General features: G+C 31.4%; 17 protein-coding genes and 1 riboswitch. Of the genes, 7 read left to right on the forward strand and 10 right to left on the reverse strand.

Going from position 1 to position 20,529, the window contains the following annotated elements; genetic code table 11:
* The 7 genes from Q1A15_RS13690 to Q1A15_RS13720 are packed head-to-tail and all read left to right on the forward strand — an operon-like array spanning position 1 to position 9,968.
* Positions 1–744: a precorrin-6A/cobalt-precorrin-6A reductase gene (locus Q1A15_RS13690; RefSeq protein ID WP_299624879.1), complete on the forward strand. Its 744-nt coding sequence runs from the start codon at positions 1–3 to the stop codon at positions 742–744.
* Entirely contained in the window at positions 737–1,837 is a 1,101-nt protein-coding gene (locus Q1A15_RS13695) for a cobalt-precorrin-5B (C(1))-methyltransferase (protein ID WP_299624882.1), read from the forward strand. The genes Q1A15_RS13690 and Q1A15_RS13695 overlap by 8 nt, the downstream gene beginning before the upstream one ends.
* The gene (locus Q1A15_RS13700; RefSeq protein WP_299624885.1) at positions 1,834–2,547 is read left to right on the forward strand and encodes a hypothetical protein; all 714 of its coding nucleotides are present in this window, start codon (positions 1,834–1,836) and stop codon (positions 2,545–2,547) included. The genes Q1A15_RS13695 and Q1A15_RS13700 overlap by 4 nt, the downstream gene beginning before the upstream one ends.
* 1 nt (position 2,548) lies before the next feature.
* Positions 2,549–4,207 carry an AAA family ATPase gene (locus Q1A15_RS13705; protein ID WP_299624888.1) on the forward strand — a complete coding sequence of 553 codons (1,659 nt, stop codon included), beginning with the start codon at positions 2,549–2,551 and terminating at the stop codon, positions 4,205–4,207.
* 2 nt (positions 4,208–4,209) lie between these two features.
* Positions 4,210–5,511 carry a cobyrinate a,c-diamide synthase gene (locus Q1A15_RS13710; protein ID WP_299624892.1) on the forward strand — a complete coding sequence of 434 codons (1,302 nt, stop codon included), beginning with the start codon at positions 4,210–4,212 and terminating at the stop codon, positions 5,509–5,511.
* A gap of 6 nt (positions 5,512–5,517) precedes the next feature.
* Entirely contained in the window at positions 5,518–9,264 is a 3,747-nt protein-coding gene (gene cobN, locus Q1A15_RS13715) for a cobaltochelatase subunit CobN (protein WP_299624895.1), read from the forward strand.
* Positions 9,265–9,314: 50 nt separating this feature from the next.
* Positions 9,315–9,968 (forward strand): hypothetical protein, encoded by a 654-nt coding sequence (locus Q1A15_RS13720; RefSeq protein ID WP_299624898.1) that lies wholly within the window; start codon positions 9,315–9,317, stop codon positions 9,966–9,968.
* A gap of 30 nt (positions 9,969–9,998) precedes the next feature.
* Here the strand turns inward: Q1A15_RS13720 and Q1A15_RS13725 are convergent, their stop codons facing one another.
* From Q1A15_RS13725 to Q1A15_RS13770, 10 genes are all read right to left on the reverse strand, one after another.
* Positions 9,999–10,937, reverse strand: coding sequence for a sirohydrochlorin chelatase (locus Q1A15_RS13725; RefSeq protein ID WP_299624901.1), 939 nt, complete (start codon positions 10,935–10,937; stop codon positions 9,999–10,001).
* 10 nt (positions 10,938–10,947) lie between these two features.
* On the reverse strand, positions 10,948–11,670 hold the full coding sequence (gene cobA, locus Q1A15_RS13730) for a uroporphyrinogen-III C-methyltransferase (protein ID WP_299624904.1): 723 nt from the start codon (positions 11,668–11,670) through the stop codon (positions 10,948–10,950).
* Complete coding sequence (locus tag Q1A15_RS13735) at positions 11,671–12,489, reverse strand: SDR family oxidoreductase (RefSeq protein WP_299624907.1); 819 nt, start codon at positions 12,487–12,489, stop codon at positions 11,671–11,673. It abuts the gene before it with no gap.
* Complete coding sequence (locus Q1A15_RS13740; RefSeq protein ID WP_299624910.1) at positions 12,479–13,318, reverse strand: (2Fe-2S) ferredoxin domain-containing protein; 840 nt, start codon at positions 13,316–13,318, stop codon at positions 12,479–12,481. Before Q1A15_RS13740 ends, Q1A15_RS13735 begins: the two co-directional genes overlap by 11 nt.
* 205 nt (positions 13,319–13,523) lie before the next feature.
* Positions 13,524–13,713, reverse strand: a riboswitch (cobalamin riboswitch).
* Positions 13,714–13,721: 8 nt separating this feature from the next.
* Positions 13,722–14,246, reverse strand: coding sequence for an AAA family ATPase (locus Q1A15_RS13745; RefSeq protein ID WP_299624913.1), 525 nt, complete (start codon positions 14,244–14,246; stop codon positions 13,722–13,724).
* A 3-nt stretch (positions 14,247–14,249) separates the two neighbouring features.
* Positions 14,250–15,179, reverse strand: coding sequence for an adenosylcobinamide-phosphate synthase CbiB (cbiB, locus tag Q1A15_RS13750; protein ID WP_299624916.1), 930 nt, complete (start codon positions 15,177–15,179; stop codon positions 14,250–14,252).
* Positions 15,167–16,189: a histidinol-phosphate transaminase gene (locus tag Q1A15_RS13755; RefSeq protein ID WP_299624919.1), complete on the reverse strand. Its 1,023-nt coding sequence runs from the start codon at positions 16,187–16,189 to the stop codon at positions 15,167–15,169. Before Q1A15_RS13755 ends, cbiB begins: the two co-directional genes overlap by 13 nt.
* A 10-nt stretch (positions 16,190–16,199) precedes the next feature.
* Complete coding sequence (locus tag Q1A15_RS13760) at positions 16,200–17,702, reverse strand: cobyric acid synthase (RefSeq protein ID WP_299624922.1); 1,503 nt, start codon at positions 17,700–17,702, stop codon at positions 16,200–16,202.
* A 98-nt stretch (positions 17,703–17,800) separates the two neighbouring features.
* Complete coding sequence (gene galE, locus Q1A15_RS13765; RefSeq protein ID WP_299624925.1) at positions 17,801–18,811, reverse strand: UDP-glucose 4-epimerase GalE; 1,011 nt, start codon at positions 18,809–18,811, stop codon at positions 17,801–17,803.
* A gap of 147 nt (positions 18,812–18,958) precedes the next feature.
* On the reverse strand, positions 18,959–20,527 hold the full coding sequence (locus Q1A15_RS13770) for a PKD domain-containing protein (RefSeq protein ID WP_299624928.1): 1,569 nt from the start codon (positions 20,525–20,527) through the stop codon (positions 18,959–18,961).
* Positions 20,528–20,529 lie beyond the last annotated feature (2 nt).

The raw sequence follows: 20,529 nt of genomic DNA on the forward strand, positions 1-20,529 counted from the left end.
ATGATACTAGTTTTTGGTGGAACAACAGAAGGTAAGCAAGTAGCATCATTTTTAGATGAAGCTCATATTCCGTATTACTATTCAACCAAAACTGAAGTGTCATTTCAAGGTAAAGGAATTCCGATATACGGAGCATTAACAAAGCATGAATTAGAACAATTTTGTATTACAAATAAAGTCAAATGTATTGTTAATGCTTCGCATCCTTTTGCTGAAGTTTTACACCAAACTGTTGCTGCTATTGAAATAACAATTCCGATAATTCGATTTGAACGAGAATTTACAAAAAGAATCAATCATGAATTGGTAACTTATGTAGATTCTTTTGAAGAAGCAATAACAATTTTTCAACAGAAAAAATATAATTCTTTATTGGCACTTTCAGGAGTGCAAACTATACATAAATTAACTTCATATTGGAAATCGAATACAACTTGGTTTCGAATTTTAGACAGAGATAGTTCACGAGCTATTGCAGAACAAGCCAATTTTCCATCAGAACAGTTGTTATATGGTTATCCTCAACATGTAAAAGAAGAGATTTTGTTATACAAAGAGTTAGCTCCGAAAGCTATTTTTACTAAGGAAAGCGGAGTTAATGGAAAGCTAGATCAAAAAATTTCAGCCGCACTAGAAACTCAAATCCCAATAGTTATTTTAAAAAAGCCTTTGTTGTCAAATAGGTATCTTTGTACGAATTCTATTGAAGAATTACATCAAAAGATTATAGTATATATTGAGTGATTTACAAGAAATACCCGATAAACCTCTTCGTAAAGGATATACAACAGGAGCTTGTGCTACAGCTTGTGTAAAAGGAGCTTTATTAGGTTTAATCTCTCAAAAGAAACAGGAAAAAGTTTCAGTAATGCTTCCTGTAGGAGAAACTGCAACATTTTACTTAAAAGATGCTATCATTTCTGAAGATAAGAGCGCAATCACAACCATTAAAGATGCAGGTGACGATCCTGATGTTACACATCTAGCAGAAATTACAGCTAGTGTTTCATTCAATACAACAAAAGAAATTATTTTTAAAAGGGGAGAAGGTGTTGGTTTGGTAACTTTACCAGGATTAGAAATTGCTGTCGGAGAACCAGCAATTAATCCTGTTCCTAGAAAAATGATGACTACAGTTTGTCATAAAATGTTATCAGATTATAATCTTACTGATAAAGGAGTCACTATTGAAATTTCTGTAAAAGACGGAGAAAAGCTAGCGAAGAGAACTTTAAATAGCCGTTTAGGAATTTTACATGGAATTTCTATTTTAGGAACTTCAGGTATCGTAACTCCATTTTCAGCTGCTTCATACATAGCGAGTATTCAACAAGGAATAGATGTTGCCTTGGCGAATAATGAAACTCAATTATTAATTAATTCTGGAGCAAGAAGTGAAAAAGCACTTCGAAGTATTTTTCCTGATTTTCCTGAAGTAGCTTGTATTCATTATGGAAATTGGATTCAAGAAACTTTTGAGAAAATTCACAAAGAGAAAGCTATAAAAGTTGTGAATATGGGAATCATGCTAGGTAAAGCATCTAAGTTAGCTAAAGGTCATACAAACACACATAGTAACAAAACAACTTGGGATAAAAATTTTATTTACAAACTAGCATTAGATTCTGGTTATAATGAAGAAATTTCAAGTAAGGTTTTAGCATTAAATATGGCAGGTAGGTTACAAGAAATCTTTACTTTTGATGCAGAAGAACCTTTTTATCAAATGTTACTTCAAAAATGTTACGAGCATTGTTATAAAATAGCGCCGAATGTGACATTGAATTTGTATTTAATAAACAACAACAACCAAGTTATATCCTATAAAAAAGTATGAGTTTTTTAAACTTTACACGTCCATTAATCGCAGGAGTTTTACATTCTTTTGAACCCGATCATGTTTCTGCAGTTTCAGTATTAGCAGCGGAAAACGCAATCAATAAGAAAAAAGTAACTTTAAAAACTGTTTTTACAGCTTCACAATGGGCTTTTGGACATTCTGTTACTTTATTACTTTTCGGAGGAATAGCATTATTATTCAGATCGGTATTATTATCATTTATCGAGGATATCTCATATTTTGCTGAATTAGCAGTCGGACCAATTATGATTTGGTTAGGAATTACAGCAATCAGAAGAAATCATAAATTAAAAGATATGATGTCGGATCATAAAAAGATCGAAGAACACGAACATGATCCGAATAATATGATTCACTTGCATGGGAAATCTGGAGAGGAAATAGCAATGAATCCAATTAATAGATCTTTTTGGATTGGTATGTTACATGGTCTAGCAGGTACAGGTGGAGCATTAACATCTGCTTTGGTAATTAGTGCAAGTACAATAACAGAAGCTATTTGGATTTTAGTTATAGAATCTTTGGGAGTTATTTTTGCCATGGCTGCTTATAGTTATGTACTTATTTTTACGATGAGTAGATTTATAGAACGTAACATGTCAATTTTTAAATGGTTAAATGCATCAATAGGAATTATATCAATAATTGTTGGTGTTATTTGGGTGTATAAAACTTTATTAGGTTAGCATGCAAAACAAAATCAATTTTCCATTTACAGCAATTGTCGGTCAAGATGATTTTAAATTATGCTTGCTACTGAATCTAATAGATCCAACTATTGGAGGAGTTTTAGCTACTGGAGATAAAGGAACCGGAAAAACAACTACAGTTAGAGCATTAAGTCAATTAATGGGAGAAGATTTTCCGTTTGTAAACTTACCTATTGGCGCAACTGAAGATCGAGTATTAGGAAGTGTAAATTTAGAAGCACTTATTAATCAGAAAAAGACTATTGTAGATAAAGGTTTATTAGCAAAATCACATCAAGGATTCTTATATATAGATGAAATCAATTTGTTGAATGACTATTTAATGGATGTGTTATTAGATGCTGCTGCATCTGGTGGATATCATTTAGAAAGAGAAGGAATCTCTGAATGGTTAGACAGCAGATTTTGTTTAGTTGGTACTATGAATCCTGAAGAAGGAGAATTACGACCACAACTGAAAGATAGATTCGGATTAAGCGTTGCTATAACAACACCGAAAGATATTACGCTTCGAAAAAAAATAGCATTACAACGTTTAAATTTCGATACCAACTCGTCTGAGTTTTATGAAACACTAAAAGAAGAAGAATCAGTATTAAAAGCAGAAATTCTTTCAGCAAAAAATAAATTAGTAGACGTAGTATTATCAGAAAAAGTACAAAACGAAGCAGCTAAATTAACTGTTGATGCCAATGTAGAAGGATTAAGAGCAGATATACTTTTGTTAAAAACTACTAGAGCTTATGCCGCTTTATTAGGAGAAAGCGAAACGACAGAAGCAATGTTATATAAAATAGCACCTTTTGTTTTATCGCATAGGAGTAGTGATTTTACTCCGCCAAATGAAAAAGAGAATTCAACTGAGCAAAATTCAAAAGAAGAAGAGAAGAAAGAAAAAACAGAAACTCAACAAAGGGCAAATTCGTTTCAACTTCCAGAACAAATTAAAAACGGATTACAATTTTCTATTCCTCAAGCCTCAAAAAAAAAAGTAGTAGCACTACCAACAAATAATGAACTCATAAAGAGTCCATATATAGCTAAAGAAGCAGATCGTATTGCTATAGTAAAAACAATTAAAAACTACATTGTAACACAGGAGTTTACTAAGATATATCAACAAATTACTGAAAAAGCATCAGCTAAAATTATTTTTTTATTAGATACCAGTGCTTCTATGGCAATTGATAAGCAATTAGGATATATTAAAGGAATTGTTCAAAAAACAATAGTTTCTTATCCAGCAAAAAAGATTGAATACGCTATTGTAGTTTTAGAAAATTCATCAGCAAAAATTTTACAATATTTTACTGCAGATAGTAAGCGAATACATGAAGCCAGTTATCAATTAAGAGCTGGAGGCAAAACAAACTTAGGAAGTGCTTTTTTAAAAGTATTTGAGTTATTGAAGTCAATAAATACTAAAACCGTACAACTATTTGTGTTAACAGATGGAAAGATTAATACAGGACACGAAAATCCATTTGATTTTGCTGTGAAAAATTACAAAATGTATTTGTCTAAATTATCAAATACCACCATCGTAGATACAGAAAATGGTTTTGTGAAATTAGGTAGAGCAAAACGTTTGGCAGAAATTTTAAATTTACGATACGTACCTTTTTCATCATTATAATTATGGCAAAGGCATTTTTAATAGCAGCTCCTTGGAGCAATTCTGGAAAAACAACGATAACACTTGGTTTAGCACGTTACTTTAGTAATAAGAACTATAAAGTACAAACTTTTAAATGCGGACCAGATTATATAGATATAATTCATCATTCTAGAGCAGCTAAAAGACCTAGTATCAACTTAGATAGTGTATTAATGTCAGATACATACATTCAAGAAGTATTCACAAAATATACTAATGAAGCTGATATTTCTATTGTAGAAGGCGTAATGGGATTGTTTGATGGAGCAGTTAAAGATCAAGGAAGTTCAGCTGAATTGGCAAAAAAACTTAATATTCCAGTTATTTTAGTGGTGAATGCTAAAGCAATGGCGTATACAATTGCTCCTATTTTACATGGATTAAAAACGTTTGATCCTGAAGTTAAAATAGCAGGAGTTTTGTTCAATTTTGTGAAAACAGAATCACATTATGCGTTTTTAAAGGAAGCTTGCGAAACCGTCGGAATTCCTTCTTTAGGATATATTCCTCCAAACGACGATATTAAAATGCCTTCTAGACATTTAGGTTTACATATTGAAGATAAATACGAAGAGTTAATAGAAAACGCAGCAAGTCATATCGGTACACATGCTAATATAAATGAACTTTTAAATGTTGCGACTTCGATTAAAAAAGCTTCAGTTCAAAGTATAACAAAACAAGTAAATCTTTCAGAAAAAAAGAATTTAAAAATAGCTGTAGCTAAAGATGAAGCGTTCACATTTACTTATGTCGAAAACTTAGCTTATTTAAAGCAGTTAGGTGATGTAACATTTTTTAGTCCAATCCACGATACAAAATTACCTGAAGCTGATATTATTTATTTAGCGGGAGGTTATCCAGAATTATATTTAGAACAATTAAGTTCGAATGCTGAAATGAAAACAGCTATTAAAAACGCAGCTGAAGATGGAATTAAGATTTTAGCAGAATGTGGAGGAATGATGTACTTAGGAAATCAAATTATTAATGCTGATGGAATTGCTTTTAACATGGTGGGAGTTTTTGATTTTAGTACAACAATGGAACAAAAGAAATTACATTTAGGATATAGAAAAGTTGTTTTTGAAGACGAAACGATTTGGGGACACGAATTTCATTATTCCTCAATGATTCATGATAAATACGATTCAATAGCAAAAGTTTATACAGCAAGAAAAAGAGAAATAGCAACTAAAGTATTTTCATACAAAAATGTGATGGCAAGTTATATTCATTTGTATTGGGGAGCAGGAAACTTTAATTGGTTTACCAAAAAATAGAAAATTATGCATTTAATAGCAACAATACCTGGAGGTTGGAATCCAGATGATGATGGAGTTTTTTACATTGAACAAAAACCAGGTGATATTGTTTTTTTAAGTGCAGGCGATACCGAAATACACACGGTAAATGAAGCCTATAAAACACTTTATACTCAAGAAAGTGATACACTGCCAAGTTTACGCATGACCAATTTGGTATATCTAAAACAAGAATTGACGATAGATAATTATGTAGAAGACGTTTTAGAAAAAGCAAAAGTTATTGTTTGTAGTCTTTTAGGAGGAATAAGCTATTATAAATATTTAGTAGAATCGTTAGTTGAACTGCAAGAAGAAACCAATTGTGTGTTACTTTTTATTCCTGCTCATGAGCCAGATTACGAATTGATGAAGTTGTCTTCTGTACCATTACAAACAGTACATCATTGTAGACAATATTTACAACAGGGAGGAAAAGCAAATGCGATTAACTTTTTGAATTATATCCGAAAGAATTTTTTCAATCAAACTGTTAAGGTAGCTACAGCTGAACAAATAGACGACTTGTTCTTATATACGTTTGAAAACGGAGTTGTTACACAAGAAGAATTAGATTCAAGTGTAGATCATAGTCAACCAACAACAATTTTATTAGCATATAGAACGCATTTCTTAGCAAATAACTTAGAACCTTTAGAAGTTTTAAGTCGATCTCTATTAGATCAAGGAATACAGTCTGTTGTAGCCTTTGCAAATAATCTGAGAGATCCTGATACATTGGTGAATCTTGAAAAACTAATGACGAATTCAGGTACTAGAAAAATATCAGCCATAATTAATACAACAGGATTTACAATTAAATCTTCAGATATTACTGATTTTATTTTTGATAGATTAGGAATCCCTGTTTTACAAGCTATTTTTTCCACAACAAATAAAACAGTTTGGGAAGAAGGTATGTTTGGTCTACCGCCAACTGATATTGCTATGAATGTAGCTTTACCAGAAATTGATGGAAGAATTATAGGTAGAGCAGTATCTTTTAAAAAAGAAGTTCAAAAAGACGAACTTACCGATAGTACAATTGTAAAATATGAAGCTCACCAACCAGCTTGTGAATTCATGGCACGATTGGCAAAAAACTGGATTAAATTACAAGAAAAGAAAAATGAAGAAAAACGAGTAGCTGTTATTTTACCTAACTATCCCAATAAAGATAGTCGATTGGCTAATGGAGTAGGATTAGATACGCCAGCAAGTTGTACCGTTTTATTAAACGCATTACAAGAAGCAAATTATAATTTAGGAGAACAACTACCGCAATCAGGAACAGAATTAATGCATTGGATTACACAAGTTACAACCAATGATATTAGTACAACGCAAACTCGTCCTCATGCAATATTATATAGTTTATCTGATTTTAAAAAACGATTTGATACTATTTCAAAAACGTTACAAGAAAAGATTATAGAACAATGGGGAACTCCAGATAATGATCCTTATTTCACAGAAGAAGGCTTTATCGTTTCTGGATTTTTATTAGGAGATGTTTTTGTGAGTATTCAACCTTCCAGAGGTTATAATCAAGATCCGCAAGCAATTTATCACTCTCCAGATTTAGCGCCAACATATCAATATTTGGCTTATTATTTCTGGTTACAAGATACATATCGGGCAGATGCTGTAATTCATTTAGGAAAACATGGAAACTTAGAATGGTTACCAGGTAAAAGTGTGTCTTTAGATCCAGAAACTTGTTTTCCAGCGATGTTATTCGATGCATTACCACATTTTTATCCCTTTATCATCAACGATCCAGGAGAAGGAACACAAGCAAAACGAAGAAATCAAGCGGTAATTATAGATCATTTAATTCCGCCGATGACTCGAGCTGAGAGTTACGGAAGTTTAATGAAACTAGAGCATTTAGTTGATGAATATTATGAAGCTTCAAATTTGGATCCGAAAAGATCAAAAGCTTTAGAAGATGAAATTGCCAATTTGGTCAAAGAAACAAAATTGAATGTTGATTTAGGAATTACTTCGGATGATGTAGATGAACTATTGGTAAAATTAGATGGATATTTATGTGAACTTAAAGAAGCACAAATTCGAGATGGCTTGCATATTTTCGGAAAAGCTCCTGTAGATGAACAATTAATTGATTTATTAATTGCTTTACACAGAATGCCAACTTATGAGCAAAAAGGAATTACACAAGTTTTAGCAGAAGATCTTGGAATTGAACAAAATATTTTAGCATTAGATTATGCTGAAAAATTAGAAATAAAGATTGGAGAAAAAGATTGTAAAACTGTAGGTCAAGTTGTTGAGCAATTAGAATCTATAGCAAAACAACAATTGATACAATTTTTAGATGAAAATATTTTATCTGAAGTTTATCCAAAATTAAATGAAGTTTTAGAACTGATAAAACATAAAACCTTAGTTGCTGTACACAATACAACTGAAGAAATTACAAATTTATTAGAAGGATTGAACGGAGCGTATGTTCCTTCTGGTCCGTCAGGAGCTCCAACAAGAGGACGTGTAGATTTATTACCAACAGGTCGTAATTTTTATTCAGTTGATGTTCGAACAATTCCTACCGAAACTGCTTTTCGTTTAGGTGAAAAGAGTGCAAAACTAATTATAGATCGTTACATCCAAGAACATGGAGATTATCCAGAAACAATTGGGATTTCTGTTTGGGGAACCTCAACAATGCGAACAGGAGGAGATGATATTGCTCAAGCATTTGCCTTAATGGGAGTAAAACCAATTTGGAAAAATGCCAATAGAAGAGTAAGCGATTTTGAAGTAATTCCGTTACTGAAATTACAACGACCAAGAGTAGATGTTACCTTACGTATTTCTGGTTTTTTTAGAGATGCTTTTCCTGATGTAATTAATTTATTCAATACTGCTGTAGCTAGAGTTGCTGAGTTAGATGAATCTTTAGAGGAAAATCCGATTCGTAAACGATTTTTAGAAGAAACGAAAGATTGGGAAACTAAAGGTTTACCTCAAGAAGAAGCTAAACAGCGTGCTTTATACAGAGTTTTCGGATCTAAACCAGGTACGTATGGCGCAGGTTTACAAGCTGTGATTGATGAGAAAAATTGGGATACACAAGAAGATTTAGCCAAAGTATATATCAATTGGAGTGGATATGCTTACGGAAGTTCTAAAAAAGGTGTTTCTGCTCACGAATCATTTACTAACAGATTACAAGCGATGCAAATAGTAATGCATAATCAAGATAATAGAGAACACGATATTTTAGATAGTGATGATTATTATCAATTTCAAGGCGGATTAGCAAATGCTGTTGCTAATGTAAAAGGAAGTGAAGCTGAAGTATATTTTGGAGATCATTCTCGACCAGAAACCCCAAAAGTAAAAACATTAAAAGAAGAATTGTTAAAAGTATATCGATCAAGAGTGATAAATCCAAAATGGATTGCAGGTGTACAGCGTCATGGATATAAAGGGGCTTTTGAAATGGCGGCAACGTTAGATTATTTATTCGCTTATGATGCTACTACAAACTTGATTGATGATTTTATGTATGAAGGTATCACTGAACGTTATTTATTAGACGAGAAAAATAAAGCTTTCATAAAAGACAACAATCCGTGGGCTTTAAAAGATATGAGTGAACGTTTATTAGAAGCAATTCAGCGAGGTATGTGGCAAGAGCCTTCAAACGAAATTAAACAACAATTAGAAGATTTATATCTCGAAGGAGAAGGGATTGTGGAGTAGGTTTTGGTTAAATAGGAATTTATTATTAATGTTGAGTTCATAATTTAAGAATGACCATAGAAGAATTAAAAAAAGTTTTAAGAGAGGGATCAGATAAAGATAAACATGAAGTAATTTCTAAAGTTAAAGAAGAGTTACTGAACATAGAAATTTTTAATGCCCTAATTGAACTTTTAAAAGATAGTAAATACCATAATCGCTTTTTTGCTATTTATCATTTGATAGATAAATTTTCAGACTTTCTTAAAAAATCGAATGAAGTCGTTGTTAATGATGTTTTTAATTTACTATTTGATAATTTTTATCCAGTAGTTGATAGGGTAAATTGGGCTCTGAGTATTATTGGAGATAAAGCGTTAGATAAATTAACAAAGGAATATTATATAGCAACAGATGAAAATAAAATCCGAATTATAATCGCAGTTGGTAGAGGAAACTTTAGTCATCGTTCCAAAGATAGATTACATATTTTATTGGATGGAATTAAATCTGAAAATGAAAAATTAAGATTTAATTCAATGAGAGAAATTATTGCTAATACTCAACAGACATCAAGAAATGAATGGAATTCAATTCATGATAAATCAATTGATGTAGATGAAATTCATATGAGAATTTTACCTGTAGCTAAAGAATTTACAAATTCTAAAGATGACTATGTTAAGAGTTTCTCTACCGAATATTTGAATAGAGGAGGGAATTAAATAGAGAATATAGATTAATTTTTTTGTTTGTTAAATCCCTAAAATCTTTTTAATTGTATTCCCAAAGCCACCTTTCTTTTCTCCAGGTTTTTCATCTTCTTCAAATAAAATACCTTTAACATTTAAATGATGTCCCATTTGTTCCTGACCTAAATATTCTTCAAAACCAACAACTTGTTTTCGGTATTTGCACATCTGGCAATTCATATTAGCAATACCATTTTTAGCTTCATCTAAACGTTCATCAAAAGCTTTTAGAATTAATTCATCAGTCCCAAAAGGATCAGTATAAATATATTCATGTTCAGATTTTTCGTCCATAGCAGAAACTGCTCCATAAATACGTTCTAATAATACACCAGTAAAGAAGAAAAACGGAATTACGATTGTACGTTTAAATCCTAATTTATTTACTAATTCTAAACTCTCTTTTATATTTGGATAAGCAGTTCCACTGTAACCAACAGTAGCAAAACCAAAACCTAAACCTTCCCAAAGCATATTCATTAATTTGGCAACATCACTATTTGCATCAGGGTCAGTTGTACCTCTACCGACCACAATTAAACAAGTATCTTTTCTGTCTACAGGAGGAAGTTTTGCTTCCGTTTCTTTGATACGTTTTACTGATAAATCCAATAAAAAAGAACTCACACCAATGTGTTTAGCCATAGAAATGGTTAAGTCATCGTGGTAAGTTTGTAATGTATTTAGCTCAAAAGGAATATCATTTTTAGCATGCGATCCAGCAAATAAAATTACAGGTAAAGCATATATTTTACGAACACCGTTTAAATACATACGCTCTACAGCAGCTTCATAAGTCGGATGGTTAAACTCTAAAAAACCATAATCAACTTCATATTTATCTTCGTAACGTTCCCTTAAAACGGTAACTAATCTTTTAAACGATGTAACGGCAGCCGCTCGTCTAGAACCATGTCCGCATAATAAAATTCCTTCTTTCATTGGTCTTGTTTTAATAGATTGGAGTAGCTCCAATAATAAAAACTACAGGCATAGGAATAGAACTTTCGGCTATTTTAGTTTCTATATTACCTAAAGTACCTGTAATAATTTGTTGATTTTCTCTTGATACGTTTGAAATAGCGTTTACAGGAATCGTTTCATCTTTACAAACTTCTAAAAGTTTGGGAATGATTCTATGCAAGCTTTTTAATCCCATATAAATAGAAATCGTATTTCCTGCTTTAAGCATGTGTGCAATTCCATTGAGCTGTTCAAAAGAATAATCAGCAGTATGAGCAGTACAGATAAGCATTGCATTTGAATGATTTCGTTCTGTAATTGGAATATTTAATGTGTTGGCAGCTGCAATTGAAGCAGTAATGCCAGGAACTACTTCAAACGGTAATTCATGTTGTACTAAATATCGAGCTTCTTCAGCAGCTCTACCATAAATATAAGGATCGCCAGATTTTAAACGTACTACTTTTTTACCTTCTAAATAATGTTCGTGTAATAATTGATTAATACGATCTTGTCTACTAATTTGATCTGATTTATCTCCAAATTTTCGACCTACATATATTTTTTCAGCAGCAGTATTTAAAGCTAAAATTTGTGTAGAAACTAAGTTGTCGTGTAAAATAACATCGGCATCTGTAATTAGTTTATGAGCTTTAACTGTAAGTAATTCTGGATCTCCAGGACCGGCACCTATAATATTAATCTTCTGCATTTACGAAACAAGAATTAAAGGATCTGGATATTTATAATTATACTTTAGTAACGTTTTACTTTTTGTATTTGATATTTTTTTAAATTCAATACTATCAGAAGCTTTAAATTCAGGAGGAATTAATCCTTCTTTTTCAGCAGCCAAAGTATAAAAAGTTTCTCGTAACGGATGTTCATCAGCACAACCATTAATTATAGTTCCCCAAGCATTTTCAGAAATAATAGCATTAATTAATCCGATACAATCATCTTGGTGAATTACATTAATTGGAGCTTTACCATTTGCAACTTCTTTTTTCTTTGCTAAAAAACGTCCTGGAACTCTATCATAACCAACGAGTCCAGCTAAACGAAGAATAGTAAGATTATTTTTTAGACGCGATTGTAAAAGTTGTTCAACAGCTAAAACGGCTTTTCCTGATTCTTTTTCAGGTTTGTTATCTAAGGTTTCCGTAACCCAATCGTTTGTATTTTGATATACAGAAGTAGAACTAATAAAAATTACTTTTTGTTCTGGTTTTATATATGGTAATACTTCTTTGATTTGTTCTTGATATACATTGAAAATATTAGGAATACGCTTTGGAGGAAAATTGATTACAATTACTTCACTGTCTGAAAAGAAATCATTCATCAAAGTTTTATCACACGATTCACCTAATTTAAATACGAAAGGAATAATATTACGCTCCTTAAGTGTTTCTTCCTTTGTTTGCGATGTTGTAGAGCCTTTTACGGTATAACCTTTATCGATTAAAAATTCTGCTAGAGGCAAACCAAGCCATCCACATCCTAATATGCTAATTTGTTTATTGTTCAACAGGTAAAACTATTTTAGGGTTTTTACTATCCATACTTAGGTAAATACTAAGAATATATTCCCAAAGTGTACTATTATTTTTAGGAATGTCCAATGATACTAAAAATTTTCCTTTCCTATTCTTTAAACGAATATGAGCTATGTGATTAGTATCTTTTTGCTTCCAAATAACTTCTGCAACACCAACTTTTCTATCTTTAATTTCTTGAGTAACATCATTTTCCATTGCTTTAGTAATCGGACCAATAGCTAATTTTAAATTCGTTTCTGGTCCTTCTATAACAATATCAAAATCATCAGTGTAAGTAACTTGATGTGATTGTGTAATTGTTTGCTGATTTCCATTCGGAAAATTTACTTGAACATTAGATGAGGTTTCAAAAAGTTTTTTGAATAAAGGATATAGAAATTGATCTGATGCTGGAGAACGCGCAACTAATGCATTTCCATAATCTTTATCTTCTTTCTCATTAAAAACAATTGGTTTTACAGTTCTTTCATTATCTGAATCCATTGCTTCATCTCCATCTTTATACAAAAGATAAGAATCGATAGGTTTATCTTCATTGATATGAGCATCGATAATTTCAACAGCTTTTTCTGGAGTTACGTTTTTATACCAGTAATTTCCAGGTTGAACAATCCAAGTAGGAGCATCTTCACAACGACCATTACATCGTGTTCTTATGGAGTGTGTAGAGTTCCATAGTCCTTCATTTCTTAAATGTGCTCTGGCTTCTCGAACAGCCATTTCACTTTTTGCTTTTTTACACGAACCACCGTCACAGAATAAGAAAGTAGTTGTAGCTTTTGATACATCTTTTCCCATATCTTATTCAATTTTTTGATTTTGACAATATGAGAATGTTTTATGTTTAGTGTTATTATCAATCATTAGATTTTTAGATGACAAAAACACGCTGCGCAATACTAATCTTTTCATTATTTTAAAAAGAGTTTTAGGCAGGTAATTTGTAGAAAATGCTACTTAAAATGTAGTTGTTAATTTTCCAACTCTTTACCCGAGAGTTATTAATTATTTAATGAATTTTGGCAGGTCTCCTGACTTAGTTCTAAAAATATCGCCTTCCCACTTAATCGTTAAGCAGTGGCACATTGATGTTTTTTGAAACGAACTTTACAGTTGCGGGAACAGTTTTGGATTTACACCAAATTCCCTTTTAATTTTTATTCGCATAAAAAACCAAAATCCATCGTAAAAATAGAGCTTTTTATTTTAGCGAAGTGTTAATGAAATGTAAGCGTTTGTGAACAGTTGTTTTTGGAATTTCAAGAATGCTAAAACCTAAATCATTATATATGTTTAATAGTAAGTTTTGTAGCTGTTTAGCTTCTTCAAAAGACTGTAGTCGTTGTTCGTCTTGCGTGTAGATTTCTTTCCAAAGTGGACAAAAAAAGACGGTGTTATGATAAAAACTTTGATAATCGAAATCTAAAAAATCATCAGAAACAGGTTGTTTTTTTAATTGTAAATATGCGATATTATCTGCCAAGCCTCTATCTACAAAAGCATGTTGAAGAATAGGTGTATGTAATTCTTTAATAGTTTGTTGATGAACAAGTTTTGTGAAACCAGAAACATCTTCCCAAGGCGTTTTATTACTGTTTTTTTGTTGTTCAGAAATTATAATTCTTCGAGATACTTCTTCAAAAACTGTATGTCCGTTTTCTTGTAATGAATTAATAAGTGTAGTTTTTCCAGTGCTTGGAGCTCCTGTTATAATGTATCTTTTCATATATCAACAACAAAAATAGTAAAGCAATCCACTTACTACAATAAAGAAAAATGTAGTAGTATGATTTATTCTTGCTACTGAAGAAAATTCGTGATCTTCAATTTTACGATCATGTATTCCAATAAACGGTTTATCTACGAGTTTACCGTGATAATAATTCGGACCTCCAAATCTACATTTTATGATATACGCTAAGGCAGCTTCAGGATATCCTGCATTTGGACTCGTATGTTTTTTACCTTCTTTAAAAATACTGAATATGTACTTCATTTTTCCTGAAACAAGTAACATAATCATTGCTGTTATTCTTGATGGAATATAATTAAAGACATCATCTAGTTTCGCAGCAAATTTTCCAAAGTAAAAATAACGTTCGTTTTTGTAGCCAATCATAGAATCTAAAGTGTTTACCATTTTATATAACATAGCACCAGGAACTCCCAGTATTGCATAAAAAAATAATGGAGCAATTACACCATCACTTAAGTTTTCAGATAAAGTTTCAAAAACAGCTGTTTTAATTTGTTGTTCATTCAGTTGAGAAGTATCTCTTCCTACAATCCACGATAATCTTTTTCTTCCTTGTATAATGCCTTTAGCTAATTCATCAAATACAGCTTTACCTTCTTCAATCAAACTTTTATTGGCAATAGCATAGAATAAAAATATACTTTGAACTATTACATATACAATGGGATACGGTTTTAATAGAAATTGAATGATGTAAAATGAAAGAAATGTACCAGAAGTAAGTATTAAAGTTAACAACATGCCTTTTGAAAATCGAGATTGACCTTGATTCAATTTTCGTTCTCCAAATGCAATTAAATTTCCAAACAAACGGATGGGATGTGGTAACCATCTTGGGTCACCTAAGATTAAATCTAATACATAAGCAATACTTAAAGGAAGTAAAAATATTAATTGTTCCATGAGCGTAAAGCTTTAATTAATAAGGCGTTTTTTTCTGGGGTTTGACTAGCAATTCTAATATAGTGTTCGTCTAAAGTTCTGAAGTTTGAAGCATTTCGTATTAATAGTTGGTGAGAATTAACCAGATATGACTTTAATTCAGAAGCTTTAGGTTGAGATAAGCGAATTAAAAAATAGCTTGTATTTGTTGGAATTACTTCAAAGCCGTTCAATTTATTTATCTCATTCTGTAATGTTATTGCATCAGAAAAATACGATTTAAAATCAGGTAGAATTTTGTTATAGTTTTTAAAAATGAATTCACCAGCTTGTAAAGCAAGACTGTTTACATTCCAAGGCATTTTATGTTGTAAAAGTTTATTAATAATAGGAGAGGAGCTAAGTATATAACCTAAACGTAAACCAGGAACACAAAATAGTTTTGTTAACGATTTTACGAGGATAATATTTTGATATTCTGATAGCAAATCAATACAAGAAATAGCACTGTTTGTAAATTCTGTATAGGCTTCGTCGATAATAAAATAGGTGTCAGGATATGATTTTGCTACAGCAGCAATTTCTTCACTAGTATTTTCAAAACCATCAGGATTATTAGGATTACAAATAAAAGATAGTTTCGTAGTGAATTTATGTTGGAGCACAGATTTTCGACCAATAAATTCTAACTGTAAACTATTGGCTTTTCCAGCTTGTTCGTATTCAGAAAAAGAAGGTGTGCAAATAGTAGCGCTACTTCCGTAAAAAGCATTAGTGATTAAATAAAAAGCTTCAGTTGCTCCATTAGTTACTAAGCAATTTTGATTAGAAATATTATGATGTTTACTTAGTGATTGAATGAAATTTTCACTGCTTGGAGCAGGATAACTTTCTATTAGATCTAGTTGTTTTTTTAAATATTCTTTAAGCTCAACGTGGGCTCCTAAATTATATACATTAGAACTAAAATTTGCTTTAAAATCAATTCCGTTGAACTTATGTGTATCGTCTCCGTGTCCGTATTCTATCATATTTTAAAAGTTACGAATGCATTTGACGAATGATGTAATCCATGTCTAAATTCGATTCTAAATGAACCGCAAGTTTATCGTAGTTTTCTTCCTTATATTTTTTGTAGTCGAAAGTTGTTGTGTTTTGTTCAATGACAAAATCACTTAAAAGATCATCAATAACTACACTGTTATCAAAGATTCCATGAATGTAAGTTCCCCAACAGTTTTCATCAAAATACCCTTCTGAATTATCATTAATAGTATTTAGTTTTTGTTGATGTTCAAAAGAGGTAATTCCCATATGAATTTCGTAACCCGTACAAGTATCAGAATATTCTTTAAACTTAAAATTACATTGTAATGTTGTTTTTTCTGAAGCCATTATCGTATCAGCAGGAATAATACCTAAACCAGGTATAGTTTGAATTTCGTTTTCAACATGATGAGGGTCAGAAATCGAGCGGCCTAACATTTGAAATCCACCACAGATACCTACAATTTTTTTATTTTGTTCGTATGCATTCAAGATTTCTTGAGCAAGTTCAGCATTTCGTAAAAATTGCATATCAGCAATTGTGTTTTTACTTCCCGGAATTATAATAATATCTGCTTTTTTAAGATCTTCTGGTGTGCGAGTATAAAATAAATGTACTCGTTCATCTTTTTCTAATCTATTAAAGTCAGTAAAATTAGAAATAAACGGTAGTAGTACCACAGCAATATTAATTTTTCCAGAAGTAAAAGCTTTATTTTTAGTGTCTAAAGCCAATGAGTCTTCTTCTTCAATGTATATATCTTTAGCAAAAGGAATAACACCTAATACAGGAGTATTAGTGAGTTCTTCAATCATTTTTTTTCCTTCCTCAAATAAAGAAATATCACCTCTAAATTTATTAATAATGATTCCCTTAATCAGTTTTCTTTCATCATCGTCAAGTAATACAATGCTACCAAAAACACTAGCAAAAACACCTCCACGATCAATGTCGGCAACTAAATATACATCAGCATTCGCATGTTTAGCCATGCGCATATTTACAATATCTCTGTGTTTTAAATTCAATTCGCTAATACTTCCAGCGCCTTCTAACACTACTGGATTAAATTGTTCTTGAAGAGTATCAAAAGCTTTTTTGACTTCTTTAAAAAGCTCTTGTTTATTATTTCCTAAAAAGTAAGAACGAGCAGTTTGATCTCCAATTGGTTTTCCGTGTAAAATGACTTGAGATTTGTTAGCTCCAGAAGGTTTTAGTAAAACCGGATTCATTTCTGTAGTACATGAAATTCCAGCTGCTTCTGCTTGTACTGCTTGTGCACGTCCAATTTCTAATCCGTCTTTAGTCACAAAGCTATTTAAAGACATGTTTTGTGCTTTAAATGGAGCAGGAGTAAACCCTTTTTGTTTTAAAATGCGACAGATACCAGTAACTAACATACTTTTACCAACATCTGAACCAGTTCCAACTAGCATTATTGGACGTAATTTTTGAGTCATTTTCATTTCGAATTGAATTGCTAAAATAACAAACATTCTTCATGAATTATGATCTAAATAAGAAGACTAAATATTTAGTTTTTATAAAAAAACCTTACTAATTAAGTAAGGCTTTTGAATTTTTTGAAGATACATTATTTCACAGATTTCTGCCATTCCCAAGCAGAAACAAGAGCTTCTGTTAATGTTTTTTCGTTCTGCCAACTCAATTCTTTTTGAATTTTAGAAACATCGGCATAGGCAGCTGTTACATCGCCAGCTCTTCTGTCTGTAATTTTATAATTCAATTTAACATTAGTTGCAGTTTCAAATTTTTGTATAATTTCTAATACAGAATTCCCTTTTCCTGTACCAACATTAAAGAATTCAAAACTTTCGTTATTTCGTTTATCAATAAGTCTTTTTAATGCAGAAATATGAGCTTTTGCTAAATCTACCACATGAATGTAATCTCGAATAGCTGTTCCGTCAGGTGTATTATAATCATCACCAAAAACAGAAAGTTCTTTTCGAATTCCCATGGCAGTTTGTGTTATATACGGAATTAAATTTTGAGGAATTCCAATAGGTAATTCACCAATTTTAATACTTTCATGCGCTCCAATGGGATTAAAATATCGTAGTGATATTGCATTTATATTAGTCACTTTACTTGCATCACGTATAATTTCCTCGCCAATTTGTTTTGTGTTTCCGTAAGGCGATTCAGCTGGTTTTATAGGTGAGTTTTCCGTAATGGGAAGTTCATCTGCTTGTCCGTAAACAGTGCATGAAGAGCTAAAAATAAAATTTGAAATTTTATGATTTTTCATTTCTTGAAGTATATATACCAATGAGTTGATGTTATTCTCATAATACTCTAAAGGTATATTTACACTTTCACCCACAGCTTTCGAAGCGGCAAAATGAATAATTCCATCAATTGAATTTGTATTAAAAAAGTGTTTCACATCTTTTTTGTTACGTAAATCGATGTTAAAGAATTCAGGTTTTTTATTAGTTATTTCTTGAATATTATCAAGAACTTCAATTTTTGAATTAGATAGATTATCTATAATTACTACTTCGAAACCTGCATTTTGAAGTTCTACAACGGTATGAGAACCAATAAAACCTAGGCCACCAGTTACTAGAATTTTTTTCATGTAAATGCTATTTTTTTTTGCTGATTAATTTATTTGAGTTTCTCTTAAAAAGAAATTAAGCCTAAAAAGTTTTAGACTTAAATTCCTTTTAACAACTTATTTTGTAGTTAAAATTAAATACAATATGAAAACAATAATTTTATAGATTTAAGGACGTAAGTTTACTTTTCTTAAAGTAAGATCGTCGATAAAAAATCGTAAAGGTTCTGGATTAAACTGATTAAATCCTCTAATCAGAAGTTTAGCATCTTCTGTACTATTAGCTGTGAAAAATAAGCTTTGATATAACCATTGACCTGTTGGAAATGCACTATCAAAGAAAACAATTCCTAATTCTTGGAAAGGAGGATCTGCAAAGAATCTAATTTCTGGTAAAAACTGAGAAGGATCACTGTTTCCTAAACTTTCTACATAAATCCAAAAGCCTAATTCGTACGTTTGACCTTGTTCGGTTGGTACAGTAGCAGGACCACTATTAATTATCATACCACCGTTAGCTTGGTATTCAACTAATAAACTATTTGTACCTGTTTTTGCCCTTATTGATGAAGCTTCACGAGTGTACATTGCCCACATTCCGCCCCACATATTGTCTGGCCATTCATCATTTATATTCGTGCTGTTTTCAAAACTATAATCTAAAATCGATTCAAGCATGTTTTCAAGTCTGTCGAAACCAACAGGTGTTTGAGGAATAGCATCGGCATTAACTCTATCTGTCGTAGCTAAAGTACCAGGAGTATACGACACAGTAACTTCGTCGTCTCTAAAAACTGTTTCGTTTAACGTAAGTACAAGAATGTTAGGGAAATTACTATCTACATCAATATTAGTAATATTTACAGGAATAATAGCTCCGTTATTTTCTAAAGTTACATTAAACTGACTAGCATCAGCACTTGCTGGATCCATATCTCTACTGAATTCTAAACCAATTTTACCATCAATTTCGTTAACAGAAATTAAATTTACTGGTTCTGTAGAAGGTATTACTTTAATTAAATTCTTTACTGAAATTGTATCACCACCAGAAGGTCTATCTCTACGAGCTATAAATTTTAAATCATGAACGCCTAAACTTCTATAAGTAACATCAACTTCAACATCTGAACCGTCAAAAGTATCAGGAGAAGCTCCGTTGAATGTCCATTCAAAAATATCAGGATCACCAGTAACAGTATAAGAAAAACGCACTTTTTTACTAGCAATAACTTCATTTTCTGCATTGTCAGCAATAACTAAAGGAGCTCCTAAAGTACCATCGTCGTTTAAGATATTAGCCGTTAACCCAATATTCACTTCAGATAGCACATTTACAACTATAGTTGTGTCTGCTACATTAGAACCAGTTGATTGTCCATTTGCAAATACATCACCTTTAAAAGTTTGATTTAAAGTTACATTATAAGTTCCTGGTTGATTAAAAAATGCTTTGACAATTTTATTTGATGAAGTTTGATCGTTGTCTGATCCATCAATGTCAACAACATTTTCTGGGAAAGTCCAAGTTCTTGAAACTACACCAGCAGAAGCATCAGCAAAATCAATATCTTGATTAACATTTACTCTATTATCAAAGTCCATTTCAGAAGTAAAAATAGCTCTTTGATTAGGTTCAATTAATACTGTTTCTTCTTTATCACACTGAATCAATAAAGCTCCAGTTAAAGAAATAAGTATTAAAGGAATTATATTTTTAAGTTTAATTTTTTTCATTG

It is taken from the genome of uncultured Tenacibaculum sp. (assembly GCF_947495995.1).
Taxonomy (GTDB): domain Bacteria; phylum Bacteroidota; class Bacteroidia; order Flavobacteriales; family Flavobacteriaceae; genus Polaribacter.